Below are 16,412 nucleotides of genomic sequence, written 5' to 3' on the forward strand. Positions count from 1 at the left end.
CCCACCGTGGGGTATCATGGATTGGCACTTCTCACGTCTTCTTACGGGGGTTGCCGACGCCTTGGAACGAACATGGCCCTGTCCACGCACACATCGACATCCCTTCTGGTCGGTCTCGCCGAAGCCGAAAACGACGCCGTCTGGGCCGAGTTCGACGCACGCTATCGGCCGATCGTCACGGGATATTGCCTGAAGCTCGGCCTGACCGAACACGAAGCGGCTGATGTCGCCCAGGAATCCCTGATGCGCTTTCTGGAGGAGTACCGCGCCGGAAAGTATGACCGCGAGCGCGGCCGGCTTCGCTCGTGGCTGATCGGCATCGTCAAATATCGCGTGGCCGACCTGAAGCGCGCGAAGTTCGCCCGGCGCGAGCTGCGCGGCGAATCGGCCGTCGTCGATCTGCCGGACGATGACCAGCTTGAGGCACTCTGGGAGGCGGAGCGCTGCCACCAGCTGCTGCGCCAGGCGATCAGCGAGCTGCGCGGCGCGTCACGCCTGACCGAGCGGACGATGCGCGCGTTCGAGATGTTCGCCGTGGAGCAGAAACCGGCGGCGGCCGTCGCGGCCGAGCTGGGCATCTCGGTGCAGGACGTGTACGTGGCGAAGAATCGCGTGGCGGCCCGGCTGCGCGAAACCCTCGAGCGTCTCGAAGCCCTCTTCGACGATCGGTGAACCAATGGGCGAAACGCGAGCCGATGCTACGACTCCCTGCCCCGACCTCGCCGCGCTGGAGGAGTGGGTGCTCGGTGGCGAGTCCGATTCCGCGCTGGGTCGTCACGTCCAAACCTGCTGTCGATGCCGCGATTGTGTCAGCGAAGTCCGCGCCAACAATCAACTCATCGCCCGCTTCGCCCGGCCCGGCGCGAGCGAACCGCCTCCTGCAACGACCGTCTGGTCGTCCGTCGAACCGGCCGATCTGATTCTCGGCTACACGCTGGGGCCGGAGCTTCATCGCGGCGGCCAGGGCATCGTGTACGAAGCTGTTCAGAAGTCCACCAAGCGCCGCGTGGCCGTCAAGATGCTGCGACCCGGCGCGCTCGCCACCGACAAGCAGCGCCGGCGATTCGAACGCGAAATCGAACTGGTCGCCGCGATGCGCCACCCCCACATCGTCACGCTCTACGAAAGCGGCGACACCGCCGACGGCCGGCGCTACTTCGCCATGGAGCTGATCCGCGGGCGGCCCCTGAATGAAGCCTGGCATGGCCAGAAAATGGCGGCGCGGCGCGAATCGCCTCGCGATGTCGCCACGATCCGGCACGTGCTGGCTCTCTTCATTCAAATCTGCGACGCCGTGCAATACGCGCATCAGCGCGGTGTCATCCATCGCGACCTCAAACCCGCGAACATCCTTGTGGACGAGACCGGCGCGCCGCACATCCTCGATTTCGGCGTCGCCAAGGCACTCGGCGAGGAATGGTGCGAGGGACTTCAGTCCACGCGCGCCGGCGAGTTCATGGGTACTTTCGCCTACGCCGCACCGGAACAGGTCGAAGGCCGCATCAACGTGATTGATACACGCACCGACGTCTACGCACTCGGCGTCATGCTGTACGAAGCCCTCACCGGCGCGCTGCCCTGCGACGTCGATCGGCCTCTCTCCGATGCCATCCGTGCCATCACCCACGAGCCGCCGCAACCGCCTTCGCGACGCAATCCCGCGCTGGGCGACGAGTTGGACACCATCTTGCTCAAGGCGCTCGAAAAAGATCGCGCTCGCCGCTACCAATCCGCTGAATCGCTTCGAAAAGACCTGGAGCGCTTCCTGCGCAACGAACCCATCGACGCCCGGCGCGACAGCACCTGGTACGTCCTGCGAAAGTTCATGCTGCGCCATCGCGTCTCCGCGACGATCGGCGCCGCTTTCCTGTTCCTCATCGTTGCGTTTGCCATCGTCACGGCCGTCAACCTGCGCCGCACCGCCTTCCAGCGCGACAAGGCCCTGCGCGCGGAAGATGCCGCCCGGACATCCGCGCGCCAACTGGCTGCGGCCCTTTCGCAGAGCAACATCGAGCGGGCGCGGCTCATGGTGCGCGCCGGAAACGTGGCGTCGGCGGAGGAGGTCCTCTGGCGCGAGTACCTCGCTCCCGTCGACGCGTCACAACCGATGGAGGCGCTCGACGCAACGGCTCGCAGCGATGCCGAGCCGTTGCCCCTGAATGACGCCTACTGGGCGCTCCGCGAGGCCTGCGTCGCCAGCCACTGCCTCGCGACCATCGCGGCGGAGGGCGGCGAGCGAATCGCGCTGGCCGTCTCACCCGACGGTCGACACGTCGCCGCGGCGGGGCAGAATGGCGTAGTACAGGTGTGGTCGCTTCCGCTGGGCCCGCAGCGCGAACTGCTTCGGCTGACGCTCGATCCAATCTATGCGGCATCGTATTTTGAGACGAACCGCCTCGCGCTGGTCACGGTTCGCGATGAACAGGTGCAGTTACGCATCGTGGATGCACGGACCGGCGAGTTTGAATCATCGGCGCGCACCCTGGCGGCGCTTTCGGAGTTGCGGCCGGGTCCGCTGCTGATCCGGTTCTCGCGCGACGGCCGGCGCCTCGCGCTGCTCGGCGCCGACGGGTTCGCTCGCGTGCATGCGACAGCAACCGCTGAATTGATCGCCACTGTTTCTTACTCCGCGAACGGGCAGGTCACGACCGTCGCCTTGAGTCACGACGGCCAGCGGCTGGCGATCGGCGGGGTCGATCACTCGATTCACATCCATGATCTGTCGCGCGGCACCGAGGTGCAGCGCCTCCGGACCAGCCCGCCCAACCCGTTCCGCTTTATCTCCGCCATGAGCTTCAACGCAGACGCGACGCAACTGGCCGTCGGCTGGGGCGAGGGCGCCGTGGAAGTCTGGGATGTGTCCGCCGGCGTGCGACGGTGCAGCATGCGCGATCACACCTATGGCATCACCACCCTGGAATTCTCGCCTGACGGTCGACGTTTGCTTTCCGGCGGACACGACAAATCGCTCATCGCCTGGGAACTCCCCGCCTGCCGCAGGTTGTTTGTCTGCCAAGGGCACCGCGCCGCGGTCCTTCATGCCTGCTTCAGCGACGGAAGTGACAGCATCCTGTCAGTCGGTCTCGATGGCCTGCTCAAAGAATGGGACCCCCACGTCGAACCGGGCATCGCCCGCCTCACGGGGCATGAGGCCGCATCGTTTTGCGTTCAATTCAGTCAGAACGGCGGCCTCATCGCGTCCGCCAGCGCAGGGCCGGACAATCGCGTGCGCGTCTGGAACCGCCACACTCTTGCCCGCGCCACCGGTCAGCAACCGCACCACGAGGCCGTCGGCGGAATCACGATGCTTGATCAGGACGGGGTGTTGCTATCAATCGGGTACGACGGCGAAATGCGCGTCTGGGACGTCACACCCAGCGGCGATGCCGAGCCGCGGCTGGCCCTGCGCCGAACGTTCAACACCGGTATCAAGGTGCCCTCGTGCATCGCAGCCAGTCCGGATGGCGAGTGGGTCGCCGCCGGCGGATACGAAAATCGCGTCACCATCTGGCACGCGAAGAACATCGTCGAGGACGAATCGTACGCCGATCACGATCCGATATCTCCGCGGACGCTCGAGCCTGCTCATTCCGTTTTCGGATCGTCGGACCGCACACCCTGTGTGACGTTCAGCGAGGACGGCCGTCTGCTCGCGGCGTGCAGCACCGATCGCACCGTGCGGCTGATCGAACCGGCAACCGGGCGCATTCTGACGACATTCGTCGCCCACGACGGAACCGTCCGATGGGCCAGATTTCTCGACGGCGGGCGGCGACTCGTCACCTGCGGCGACGACGGCCGCGCGAAGCTGTGGGATCTCGCCGCGCTGCGCGGTGGGGCACCGCCGATGGCTGCCTGCGTGCGGGAGTTCGCCGGACACGAGCACGCAATTCTCACGCTCGCAGCCAGCTCCGACGAACGCATCCTGGCCACCGGCGCGCGCGACGGCTCCATTCGCCTGTGGAGCCTCGCCGACGGCCGCTTTCTGACAACCCTGGAAGTCCACAAACAGGCGGTCTATTCGGTGGCTTTCTCGCCCGACGGCCGCATGCTGGCGTCGGTCGGCGAGGAACGTGACGTGTGTCTGACAGATCTCCGCTATTACGATCGGCACCTGGCCGGAAATCGGGTGTATCACGCGGCGAGGCTTCAGGCGGAACGCCCGAATCGAGAATAGAAAACCACCGCACCGATCGCCCCCAACAGCCCCGCCGTGGTGAACGTCCACAAGGCGCCCCATCCCGGCGTGACCCGCTCACCAACGAGCCAAAGCCCTGCGCCCACCAGCGCCGCCGGCATCACCGCCACCCCCCGCGCCGACCAGTACGCCCCGACCGACTGCGTCTTCATCGTGGCGGGCACCAGATCGGCGATCATCGCTTTTCGCGCCGGCTCGCCCAGCTCCCGGCAGCCGGCCACTGCGAACGCGACGTACAATCCCGCGGCCCCCAGCGTCGCCCCCAGCACTCCCAGCGCGATCGGAAACGCCGAGAAGAATACAAACGTCAATCCTATGAACGGCTTTTTCGCCAGGCCCGCCCGGCTCGCCCGCGGCGCGATCAGCAGGTACAGCAGCACGTTCATCGCCGCCTCGATGTTCAGCAGGACCGACTGGTACACCGCCGCCCCGCGCGCCGCCTCCGCTGCGAGGATCGGCACACAGAACAAAATGATGAACGGCTTGGCCATCCCCTCGGCCCATCGTGCGAAGATGTCCGAGATCAGCAGCCGCCGCAGGTCCGGATTGAACTGCCGCAACACCTCGCGCGGCCGGGCCAGCGCCAACTGCTCATCGCGCGACGCAACCCCCATCGAGCGGAACTGAATCACCAGCGCCGCAAGCACCAGCGCCGCAGCCGCCGCCACGTTCGCCCGAACGCCGCCGGTCACGCTCCCTAATTGCCAGAGAAACAGCCCACCCACCCCGTAGGCCACCATGCGCGACACGCGTCGAAAAATCGACTGGAGCGTGAACGCCATTGTCCGCCGGTCCGATGGCAGCGCGTCTCCCACGACCGTCACGATCGCCGGTCCCGCCAGCGAGTCCCACACGAACACAAACGGAATCGCCAGGAACACCGCCGTCCGAGACTGCCAGATGAACAAGATCGCCAGGCCGACCAGCGGCAACAGGTTGAACGCCAGCAAGGCTCGTCGCGTGTTGAACCGCGCCGCGATCGCGCCGCCCGCGTAGTAATTCAATGCCTCCAGCCCGTCACGGTAAAACCCGTACAGCCCGATCAGCACGATCAGCCATGGATCGCCGCCCAGCGCCGCCCGCTGGAGCGATTTGAGGTACTGCGGAACCAGCGGCGACCACAGCTCCGTGCTCGCCGTCACCAGCAGGATCGCGCCGAGCAGCGCCAGCGTCGATGCGTTCAGGCCCAGCCAGTCGCGCCATCGCCCGCCGGAATTCTCCGCCGAGGATGCCATCAGTATGACACTCCGATCCCCGATGCGATCGCTGGCGCGGGTACATCGGTCTCGGTCGTCAGCGATACGCCGTACAACGCGCGAACCGTCTCACGCAGAAACGCAACGAATTCCTCCTGCGTGTGCGGCGTGCCGTCGGGCCGCCGGCCCCACGGCGCCGCCCGCGCCTCGTCTGCGTCGTACCGCGCGGGCGAAACGCCGCGCCGTCGAGTGGGGGCTTCACCTTCGCCATGGCGGCCTCCGCAGTGCGCGCATCGAGCCTCCGCGATGCGCCTGCCGCGATCCGCTGTCCTGCTTTTTCGCGCCGATTTTTTTCTCGTTGCCATCAGACCCTGCCTCCCCCGGCGCCGATCGGCGGGCGCCCATCGCCGATCAACGATAGGGTCACCGTCGCGGGAATCAAGTCAGTGGTGTTCGTGCGAATCGTCCCGCGCACGGTAGCCCCGACCGGGTCGCAGGTTAGGTCGTCAACAGTCGCTTGCAAAAATTCGTCGCGTCGAGGAATCACGGCGCGGTTGCGCTCGGTTGCAGCATGCGCCGATACGCTTCCCCGAACGGCCCGCCGCCCGCGAGCCGCTGCTTGACCAGCTCGCTCGCCTTCTGCGATTGGCCGGTCTGGAGGTACGCAAAGACCAGTGCCTGATCCAGCGCCAGAAGATCGGTCCCGCTCAACGCCGGCATCGCCGCCTCAAGATGCGGAATCGCCTTTGCCTGCTCGGCGCGAAGCTGATACAACCGGCCGATCCAGCGATGAATCTGCAAGTCGGCCAGCGGCGCGAAACGGGCCAGCGCCTGCCCCCGCTCGATGGCCGCCAGCGCGGTCGCCCGATCGGCGTCGTCCAGTTGCGCTTTCAATCGCTCCCGCGCGGCCAGCATGAAATAGACATATTCCACATTCAGCGACGAGTACGGCGGCACGCTCCGCGCCGCCACGTTCATCAGGCGATCGGCCTCCTGGTAGTTCCGCTCCTTCAGCATGACGCGACCGACCATGCCGCTGATCGGCCGCTGAATGCCGCCGCGGTGCGGCGCGGGGGTCTGCCACTGCCGGGCGACGTCGAGCACCTCGGGCGACATCGTACCCTCCAGCGCTCGACAAATACCGTCAAACCGCTGGTAGGCCTGCGGATTCGATTCGCGATAAAACGGAATATCGCACAACACGCGCACGGTATGGGCCGCGCCGTATCGTTCGTACACGTTCTCGCCGAGGCGACGGCGATACGCCTCGTCATTCGGCAGCGCCGCCATGCGCTCACGCGGCGGCGCGATCGATCCGCCCAGATCGCTGATGGACGCCAGCCACGTCCGCGCCATCAGCACCTGCCCCGCCAGCGACGGGTGGACGTGGTCATCCATCAGTTCGTCGCCGATGGCGCCGCCGGGGCTGGCCGCGGCGAACGCGGCGCGCACGTCGCAAAGCGCTGCGCCTCCCTCCTTCGCGGCGTCGAGAATCGACTGTTGCACGGCGCGGGGCGGACGCCACGGCATCGTATCGAGATCCAGCGCTCGCCTGAACTCCGCTGCGGCCTGGTCGTACTGTTTCATGCTGTGCAGCGCGCGACCGAGCAGGTAATGCGCCAGCGCGCTGGTCGGATGGGTGTTCAACACGTCGCGCATTGCGGCGGCGACTGCCTCGGGTGCGGTTCCCGTCGATCGCATGGCGACCAGTTTCGCCGCCAGTTTTTCGGCGGCCTCGGGTGACAGGCTGGTCGCGTCGTCCTCGCCGAGCGGCGCGAGATCGCGCTCGTTGGATGCGAGCGTGCAGACGAGAATCGGCACGCCGCGTGCCTTGCAGAGTCGGATCATGCCGCCGAGGTGCGCGCGAAGATTTCGCGCCGCGTCCTGCCGGACGGGATCCTCAACGGGGATGACGGAGCGCGCCATGACGTGTTCCATCAGCGTCTGGTTGGATTCTTGCGACGGCGCGGTCCAGGCTTCGATGACCTGTGCCACGCCTGTTGCGCGAAACGCGCGCTGCACGCGCATGGCTGCGGTGGATCGACCCGCCGAATGCAGCGACGCCACGCCGTACGCGCCATAAAACTCGTTGTTCCCGCAATAGACGATCACCAGATCGGGCTGGTAGTCGATTGCGTCTTCCAGCATCGCCATCACGGGGAAGCTCGCCACCGCGGTCGTCGCGAGATTGACGACCTCGACCGTTCGGCCCGGCAAGCAGTCGCCCAGCATGGCTTGCAGGAAGGCCCCGGCGCTAAGCGCCATGGGCTGCGGGAACCCTTTCATCGCTGACTCGCCGCACAGGAAGATGCGCACCGTGCCGGCCGGCTTCGGCATGAGCAGGGCGTTTTCAAACATCGAGCCTGCGCGGCCCTTGTTGGCGAAGAAGTACGAGGCCGCTCCGGCTGGATCGGTCACAACGAGCGTGCCGCCGCTGACCGGCCCGATCGTCTTCATCAACGCGGGATAGCCGCCGTAGCCGCAGAGCCGCGTGACGCCTTCGACCGCGCCGAACAGCGCGGCGACCAGTCCCAGGGCGAGGAAGATGAAGAGTCGGCGCTTTCGGCGCGTGATGCGCGGCGTCGATTCGATGGTCGCGGCGTTGGATTCGCGTGGAGACATGGTTCACGGGGATTCTATCGTGGCGTCGCGCGGGGAGGCGAGCGCGCAAAAAAACGGCCCGCGTCGCAGGACACGGGCCGTGGTGAGTGAACTTGATTTCCCAGTCCGAGCCGACGATCAGCGTCGGCGTCGAATCAGAGCCAGCGCGCCCAAGCCGATCAGGGCCATGGTGCTTGGTTCCGGAACCTTGACTTGGTACGTCACCGGGTGGGCGTTCGACGGCTGCCCCCAGTCGCCGACCTGCTGGTTGGGATTCCCGAGCGAATCAATCGCGCCGTCGCCGCTGCCGCCGCCGCTGGTGAAGGCATCAAGGAAGACGATGTCGCCGGCTGACAGACCCATGTTCGACAGCAGCGTCGTGATGGTGACGGTGTTGCCGGACTTGCTGATTGAGATGTCATTGTTCGGCGGGGAGTTGTACGTCGCTTCGGTCAGCGACCAGGAACCGCTGTAGTTGTACAGCTCGGCGCCGTTGCCGCTGTCAACCCACGAGCCGATCCAGTAATCGGCGCCGCTGGTCATGCTGATCGGTCGCACCCAGCCGTTGCCGACCGGGTCGCCACCGGGAACGGTGTCGAGGATGACCATGTATTTGCCCCAGTCGGTGAGATCGACATCGCCCGCCAGCGTGAACTTGAACGAGATGTTCGTGGCGTCGTTGTTCACTTCCAAGCTAAGGATGTCCAGGATGCCGCCGCCGGCACCGGTGAAGACGTCATCGAATGAATCCTGGTAAATCATCGACGCCGAAGCCGGCATCGCCGCGATCGCAAGAACCATTGCCGCAATCAGTTTCTTCATGACTTCTCTCCTTGCCTCATGGGCGCATCTCGCGCTGAAAAAACGACATCTATCTAACCCATGCGACCCGCTTCAGGCCGCTCGGCCCGACCCCCGGATCGCACTTCTTGCCTCTAGTAAAACACTTTACCTGAAGCCGAGGAGGCTTGTCAATGGTTTGGCGGGGGTTGGCGGTAGGGTTTGCGAGAAATTGGATACAGCGGCCTTTGACTCACTCGTGGTAGGTCTATGTGACCGATTCCGAGAATCCCGGCCTTGAACCCACGCAAGCCCGAGCCGGGCTGCGGAGGATTCCGCAGGGGTCAGGGCGTGGGCGGGGAATCTTCATTCGAAGGCACGATGTCTAACCCCTCACCCAACCCTCTCCCCAGTGGGGAGAGGGCTTTATCGACGAAGCGCTCCCCAGCGGGGAGCGGGCTTTATCGACGAAGCGCTCCCCAGCGGGGAGAGGGCTTTATCGACGAAGCACTCCCCAGTGGGGAGAGGGCTTTATCGACGAAGCACTCTCCAGCGGAGAGAGGGCTTTATCGACGAAGCTCTCCCCAGCGGGGAGCGGAAAATTCAGACGGGATCTAATTCAGCAGGCTGGTCACGAACAGGGGCACGTCGTCGAGATCGTTCAGGCCGTCGCAGTTCATGTCGGCCGCCGGACCGAAGTTCGGGTTGAACCCGGTCACGTGGTAAATGAACGGCTGGATATCGCGTCCGTTTCGAGCGCCGTCGTTGTTGACGTCGCCCGCGCCGAGTCCGCTGCCGGTCGTGGCTTGAATTCCTACAAATGTCTTGTGTCGGTATTTGTTCACGCCTCCGGGGAGCGTCTCGATGGCGACGAGGTCGGCTCGGTGATTGCCGCTGCTCAAGGAGCTTTGCCGGAAGGTGAAGGTGTCGAGGTATTGGGTGGCGCGGTTGGACGGCCCCGATGCCAGGGCGATGAAGTCCGTTCCCTCGGGCAGATCGACAAAGACGTACACGGCGTTGGTCGTGAGGTCGTCGGTCTTGACGATCCAGTCGACCGGCAGCGACGTGACGTCGTTCGAGCAGGTCGTGGTTGGCGCGAGCAGCGTGAAGTCGGGATCCTCAACGTCCACGTAGACGACGATTCGGAACTCGGAGAAGAGCGGATCGCCCGTCGTGCGATGGCGATACGCGCGCACGGTGATGTAGTGATAGCCCTCGCCCAGCGCGGCGGCGTCGATGGTCTGGCGATAGGTGCCGCTGCCGCCGGTGAAACGGGGCGAGTTCTGCGTGAGGAAGTTCTCGAAGCCGTAACTGGGGCTGTCGCTGGACGTGTTGCCCGCGTTGAAGTCCGATGACGGATTGCCGCCGTGCATCGAGCCGTTGCCGTTCGTGTCGGTGAAGCCCTGATCGATGCGATACACGGCGAGATCGTCGGTGTTCGGATCGAGCGCGTCGGCCACCGTCGTCTGCAACTGAATGTCAAACGTCGGCGAGGTCACGATCGTGATCGGGCTGATCCGCTGGAGGTGATCGGCCACGCCGGCTGAATCGGGCGGAATCACCTGGGTGGTGGCGTTGGTGATGGAAATCGTGCCCGTCGGAACGGCCGGAGCGTAGATGACATACCCGCGGCCGTGGAAGACGCCGTTGGCGTTTCGATTGCGCGGGACGCGGATGGTGAGTGACCCGCCGGCGCCGACGGTGAGAATTTCCTGAAGATCGTTGTTGGGATCGACCGTGGCGCTGGCGGCGTTGCCGGTCATCTCGTGCAAGCGCGTGCCCTGCGGGAAGGTCGTCGTGACGGTTCGCGAGTCGAAGCCGTTGTCCTCGCGATCATTCAGGCCGACGACGACGTTGTCGACGCTGTTGGGCGTGCGGCGCGTGAAGACCAGCACGTCGCCCTGGGCGCCGCTCGACGTGATCGGCACGAACCAGCCGCGAGCGAATTGATTGCGCAGACGGACAAGATCGGTGATCTGCGAGCTGTTCAGGCCGAGGGCATCGTCGCGGCCGTTTCGCCGGGGGAAGTTGTTGGGCGGCGGTCCGAACTGGTTGGCCATGTGATAGACGATGGCCGGTCCGGTTCGCATGAGGACGTAGGCCTGCGCGATGGAGTCGTTCTCGCCGGTGCTGATGGCGTTGTCGTGGCTGTTGACGTGGTGGACGCCGATGGTGCCGTTGTTGAAGCCGTCGACGTTGTCGACGGAGGAGCTGATGATGGTGTCCCAGGAGCCGGCGCCGTCGTTTTCGACAAGATCGCGGAGCGCGCCGGCTTCGTTCAGGTCGAGGGCGTCGCGATTGCCCTGCTGCCAGCCGACGGCGGGGTAGCCGGTGCCGGGTTCGCCGGGCTTGCGGACCCATTGAGCCATGTTGCTGTTGCTCTCAACGGCCTCGGAGAAGGAGTAGGGCGTCTGGACGGTGCCGTCAAAGGCGACGTAGCGATTGTAGACGATTGCATCCCAGAGGTTGTCCCAGAACCAGGTCGGCAGGTGCTTGGCGGCGTCAAGCCGGAAGCCGTCGACCTTCAGCACTTCGAGGTAGTACTGGGTCGATCGCATGAGCAGGCGTGTCGCGCTCTCGGAGACCGGGTCGCCCTGCATTGGATCGTTCAGGTTGTAGGGATAAAACGTGTAGTTGAACGTGCCGGGGTTTCGGCTGGTGCCGTTGAGCGTGACGTTCTGCGCGCCCAGGGCCTGATCCGGATAGAGCCGGGCATTGGCCGCGTTGGGGAGGTTGTAGATCGTTCCGGCCGGGATGTTCGCGGGGTTGCCCGCGGCGACGGGATGCCGGATGAAGAGGTGGTTCTTGGCCGGATCGATGTCGATCAGCCCCAGAAGACGACCGTTGTAGAGGTGGTAGCAGCAGCCGCCGCACTGGGGATCGTTGAGCGAAAAGCTGCAACAGGGGCTGGTGGATTGCGGGCAGCCGTCGGAATAGCTGTTGAAATCGCCCGCGGGGTCGCCGCCGGTGGTCAGCACGAAACCGGGATAGCCGCCCTGGGTGATGAAATTGGGCGTGTTGTTGTCCCAACTTCCGTTGTGATTCATGATCCAGTCGACGAAGACGCGGCAGCCGGCGCGGTGGAACTCCTCCACCATGAGGCGGAAGGTGTTTTCGGTGCCGTAGCGCGTCTGCGACGAACTGCTGCCCAAATCGAACCGGTCGAACAAGTCATAGCCGATGCTGGCGGTGCCGCCCTGCCCGCGCTGGGGCGGCGGGAGCCAGGTCGAATCGTAGCCGGCCATGAAGACGTCGGGCATGCGTGCCCGGATCACGTCCCACTTCGCTTCGAAGTACTGAATCATCACGGGCGGCGGCTCGGCCTGTGCGCGGGGGCCGAGCCGGGCCATCGCGCCGAGCAGCAGCGCGAGGGCGACGTACAAGCGATTCGATGCGAAGCGTTCCATCATCTGCTCACCGTCTCCTTTATGGCGCGAGGAACGCCGTGATGAACGGTCGGATATCCAGGCCGTTTCGAGTCAGGTCGGCGTTGAGGTCCGACTTGCTCACGTCGCAGGGGTTGGTGTTCGTGCCGAGGAGTACGCCGACGAAGGCATCGATGTCGGCCTGATTCTTCACGCTGTCGCCGTTGATGTCGCCGGGGATGTTGCTGCACGCGGGCACGATCGTATGGCCGAGCCATTGCTGGCCGGGCGCGACGGCGTTGTCGGACAGGTTGCCCGACCAGCGATCGCACGGCGGTTGCGTGCCGATGAAGCCGAGGTTCCAGGCGTTGCCGCGATTGAGCGGGGGCAGGAGCTGGTTGGAGAAGTAGCCGGTGCTGCCCGTGAGCACCGCCAGGACCTTGATCTGCGTGCCCAGGGAGGGCGGCGTGAGGCCGACGTCGACCATGGGGATGTCGAACTCCATGCCCTTCTCGGCCAGCGTCGCGCCGGCGGCGGATCCGCCCTGACTTAGACATGTTTGGCTATTCAGTGAACCTCCGGTGACACCCAGGATGTTGGTGTCGTCGAAGGCGACTTGCAGGCAGTTGGCGTTGCCGGGGTTGGGGGCCACGGCATCGCCGAAACCCGTGTGGTTGTTCTGAGTCGCCAGGGCGGTTCCCATGACGGATGGAATGTTTGACGGCGTGAACTGCGTCGGCGAAGCCGGGTTGGTACCGAGGGTGTAAGCCAGGAACTGATTGCCCGGGGCCGTGCCGCCGTTCAGGTTGGCGTTATCGCCGAGGTTGGCCTGGCAGCCGCCCAGCGGGGGAAGGGTCTGGTTGCTCCAGAAGCCGCTGCCGCCGACGAGGGCGGCGCCGACTTCGATCGCGCCGGCGGGGCTGCCGATGGAGGCCCGATCGATCGCGAATTGAACGCCTCGGAAAGACGTCGCGGCGTTGAGTTCCTGCTCTTCGGGTGTCGTCGTCGGGCAGTTGGAGCTTGTGACGCCCGAGGAGTTGGAGTTATCACCGAAGAAGGTGTTGGGCCCGACGGTTTGGGTAAACGTCAGGGCGGTGACGGTGAGCGGCGGCGTCGTGTCGGTTAGGTCCACGAGCTGCGCGGTGTAGTTGCCGCCCGAACGAGTCATGACAATTGCATAATTGGGGTTGAACCCGGCGTCGAGCGTGTCGCCGTTCAGGTTGCGGAGCACCTGCGGGAAGCCGACGTAGTTCGTGTCGAGTATGTTGGACGGCCCGCCGGCGCCGGTCTTCAGGAATAGAACGTAGGCGTTGCCGTTGGCTTCGAGATTGCCGGTCACACCGAGATACACATGGCTGGCGTCATCCTGGATGAACAACTGATTCATCTCGCTGCCGTTCGCGTTGGGGATCGGATCAGCCAGAACGCCCGAACCGCTGTTGCGCGTCAGGCGGCCGATCGAGCGCGTCGTGTTGGTGGCGAGGTTCTTCAGGAAGACGCTGTACTCGTTAGTGTTCGGTTCGTTGTTGCGCTGGACGACGCAGGCGTAGTCGGGAGTGAAGCCGGCGTCGAGGATGACGTTGTTGAATCCGGTGATGGCGCTCGGCGGGGCGGTCTGGCCGGTGATCGTGCCGGCGCCGCCGGCGAGCGTGTCGAGCAGGACGACGAAGGCATTGCCGTTGCCTTCGAGATTGCCGGTCAACGCGACGCGGATGCGATCCGCGGTGTTGGACACGAAGATTCGATCCAGTTCCGAACCGGGCAGGTTCTGGGGCGGGGCTTCGACGGCGTCGCCAAAGCAGGTGTAATTGTTCTGAACCGCCGCGGCCGGAATCGCCGGCAGCGTGCCGCCGCCCTGCTGCGGCGTCGTGCCGTCGTAGACCTTCGGGATGTTCTGGCCGGTGAAGAGGGTGTTGGTCGGCGTGCTGGCCGGGATGCCCGTCGGGCTAAGGGTGATCGTCGCGAACTGGTTGCCCGGCGTGAGCGGATTGGTGCTCAAGTCGATCGGATTCTCAAACGCGTCGTGAATTCCGAGGCAGCCGACGTTGCCGCCTTCGTATTCCTCGACGTGCAGCGTCCATGACACCAGCGAACCGACGTCGCCGGCGACGGAATCGACGACTTTCAGGCTCCACGGCCCGTTCGGATCCACGCCGTTCATGGTCAGGAGGGTTTCGGCCGGCAGGACGGTCCCGCCGCCGCCTTCGCTGTCGAAGGTGACGTTGAGATTCGCGCCGGCGCCGCTGGAGGGATTCCACAGGACGACCGAGCGACCGCTGTCAACATGCGTCAAGGTCACGGTCAGGTTGTTGACCTGCGGGTGCGTGATGTTGACCGACACGTTCAGGTCCGTGATGCGGTTGATGCCTGCGAACGTCGGGCTGCGGTTGTCGGTCGCGCCGGCCGGGTTGTTGTCCGGAATCGCCAGAGGAAGCGGTGCATCGGAGAAGGCGGCGCTGCCCGTCGCGGGCGGGGTTTGAGTCGGATTGAGTGGAGGCAGCCACTGGTTGCTGATGAAACCGCTGCCGCTGACGATGGCCGCGGCGATCTTGATTTCATCGGTTGGCTGGATGCCCAGCGACGCGAGGCGCACGGAAAACTGCACGCCGCTGATGGCCGTGACCGCCTTGATTTCCTGTCGAATCGGATCGTCGCCGGAGATGTCGTTGACGCCGAGGATGTTGCTAAGGTCCGCGGAGAAGGCGTTAACGGCGAGATTCGTATGCCGCGCGGTGTCGACGGAGAACTCGAGCGGGATGTCGGAATCGAAGCGCAGGTCTTCAATGAAGGCGTTGTGCTGATTGCCGCCGCGCCAGTATTGAATGGCATATTCGGGGGCGAAACCGTTATCGAGCGTGACGCCGTCCATGCCTTGCAGCGCGCCCGATCCGCCGAGCAGCGAGCTGGTGAAGAGAAGCTGGGAGCCGGGGTCGCCGTCGTCAGGCCGGTCGATGAAAATAATCAGCGTGTTGTTGAAATCTTCAAAGACGGGGATGTTGCCGGTGACGCCGATGTAGAGCTTGGAGAAATCGTTTCGGACAAAGAGGCGGTCCAGCTCGCTGCCCTGCGTCGGAAGCGGGCTGAAGGGTGCGGCGTCGCCGAAACAGGTGTAATTGTTCTGCGTGGCGATGAGCGCGCCCGCGCCGTAGTCCGCCGGGATGTTCACGCCGTCAATCGCCGGGGGCGTTGAGCCGACGCTCAACTGCACCGTGGCAAACTGATCGCCGGTGAACGTTGCGAAATCGATGATGCTCGGCGGGTCGGCCATGGGATCGTGCACGCCGACGCAACCAACGCCGCCGCCGATCGAACCCTGCGTGGGCCGCAGCGGCGGCAGACTCTGATTGCTGATGAACCCGCCGCCGTTGGCGAGCAGGGCCTGGATGCCGATCGTGCTGGTGCCGGTCAGATTGAGCTGGAGCAGCTCGATCTTGAACTCGAAGCCCAGCGTGGCGGTCGCCGCGTTGACTTGCTGTTGGAGCGGATCGTTGGCCGGCTCGCCGTTCACGCCGGCCAGATTGTTGTTGTCGACCGCGAAATGCGTGCCGAGTGTCAGGGCGACGCCGGCGTCGGTCGGATTGGTCAGATCGTGGAGGAACGCGGTCGGCGTCGTGCCGTTCATCCAGACGGCGAGGGCGTATTCTGGGGCGAAATCGAGCGTGACGCCGCTTAGGTTCTTCAGGGCGTTGGATCCGCCCGTGAAGCCGGAGGTGTTCAACACGGCCGTGCCGCCGTTGGCGCCGTTGTCGATAAAGACAAGGATAGTGTTTTCGAGGGCGTCTTCGCGTTCGGTGTTCCCGGTGATGCCGATGTACAAGTGCGTCGCGTCGTTGCGGACGTAGAGCCGGTCAATCTCGTTGCCTTCGGTCGGCTCCTCGGAAGGCGGCGTCGCGTCGCCGAAGCCGGTCGGATTGTCCTGCGTGGCGCTGGGGCTTCCCTGGTATTTGGTAGGCAGATTGCGCCCGTCAACCGTCGGCACCCCGGCGCAGGGGTCGCCTGCGAGCGATTCACCCGGCGCGGCCAGCAGTGCGGCCAGCATCGCGGCCACTGTGCCGAGTGCAATAAACCATCGAACCATCCCGGATGTTGAAATCACGTATTGAGTCATGTTTTGCTCCACTTTCCGCCTTCCGGAAATCTCCTGAAAACGCGTTTCTGTCTGTTTTCGTCCGCCGCGATACGGTCCCCGTGCGTTTTGATGGCGCACATCGAGCGCCGCTCGGGGGCAGTCAATTGCCCCAACGCCGCGGCAAAACGATTCCGAACTAAACG

At 64.9% G+C, this 16,412-nt stretch carries 8 protein-coding genes; 2 read left to right on the plus strand and 6 right to left on the minus strand.

Annotated features, from left to right (window positions below):
• Positions 1–72: 72 nt before the first annotated feature.
• Both HRU71_11895 and HRU71_11900 read left to right on the plus strand, forming a co-directional pair.
• Complete coding sequence (locus HRU71_11895) at positions 73–672, plus strand: sigma-70 family RNA polymerase sigma factor (protein ID QOJ04140.1); 600 nt, start codon at positions 73–75, stop codon at positions 670–672.
• 4 nt (positions 673–676) lie between these two features.
• Positions 677–4,177, plus strand: coding sequence for a protein kinase (locus HRU71_11900; protein ID QOJ04141.1), 3,501 nt, complete (start codon positions 677–679; stop codon positions 4,175–4,177).
• On the opposite strand, the gene HRU71_11905 is transcribed toward HRU71_11900, so the two are convergent.
• The 6 genes from HRU71_11905 to HRU71_11930 form a co-directional block, all read right to left on the minus strand.
• Entirely contained in the window at positions 4,150–5,433 is a 1,284-nt protein-coding gene (locus HRU71_11905) for a hypothetical protein (protein QOJ04142.1), read from the minus strand. The two genes, HRU71_11900 and HRU71_11905, sit on opposite strands and share 28 nt — an antisense overlap.
• Positions 5,433–5,759, minus strand: coding sequence for a hypothetical protein (locus HRU71_11910; protein ID QOJ04143.1), 327 nt, complete (start codon positions 5,757–5,759; stop codon positions 5,433–5,435). Before HRU71_11910 ends, HRU71_11905 begins: the two co-directional genes overlap by 1 nt.
• Positions 5,760–5,937: 178 nt before the next feature.
• On the minus strand, positions 5,938–8,016 hold the full coding sequence (locus HRU71_11915; GenBank protein QOJ04144.1) for a tetratricopeptide repeat protein: 2,079 nt from the start codon (positions 8,014–8,016) through the stop codon (positions 5,938–5,940).
• A gap of 117 nt (positions 8,017–8,133) precedes the next feature.
• Positions 8,134–8,817, minus strand: a complete 684-nt coding sequence (locus HRU71_11920; GenBank protein ID QOJ04145.1) for a PEP-CTERM sorting domain-containing protein — start codon at positions 8,815–8,817, stop codon at positions 8,134–8,136.
• A 572-nt stretch (positions 8,818–9,389) separates the two neighbouring features.
• Entirely contained in the window at positions 9,390–12,185 is a 2,796-nt protein-coding gene (locus HRU71_11925) for a hypothetical protein (protein ID QOJ04146.1), read from the minus strand.
• Positions 12,186–12,201: 16 nt separating this feature from the next.
• Complete coding sequence (locus HRU71_11930; protein QOJ04147.1) at positions 12,202–16,248, minus strand: proprotein convertase P-domain-containing protein; 4,047 nt, start codon at positions 16,246–16,248, stop codon at positions 12,202–12,204.
• Positions 16,249–16,412: the final 164 nt, after the last annotated feature.

This window comes from Planctomycetia bacterium (genome assembly GCA_015200345.1).
Taxonomy (GTDB): domain Bacteria; phylum Planctomycetota; class Phycisphaerae; order UBA1845; family UTPLA1; genus PLA3.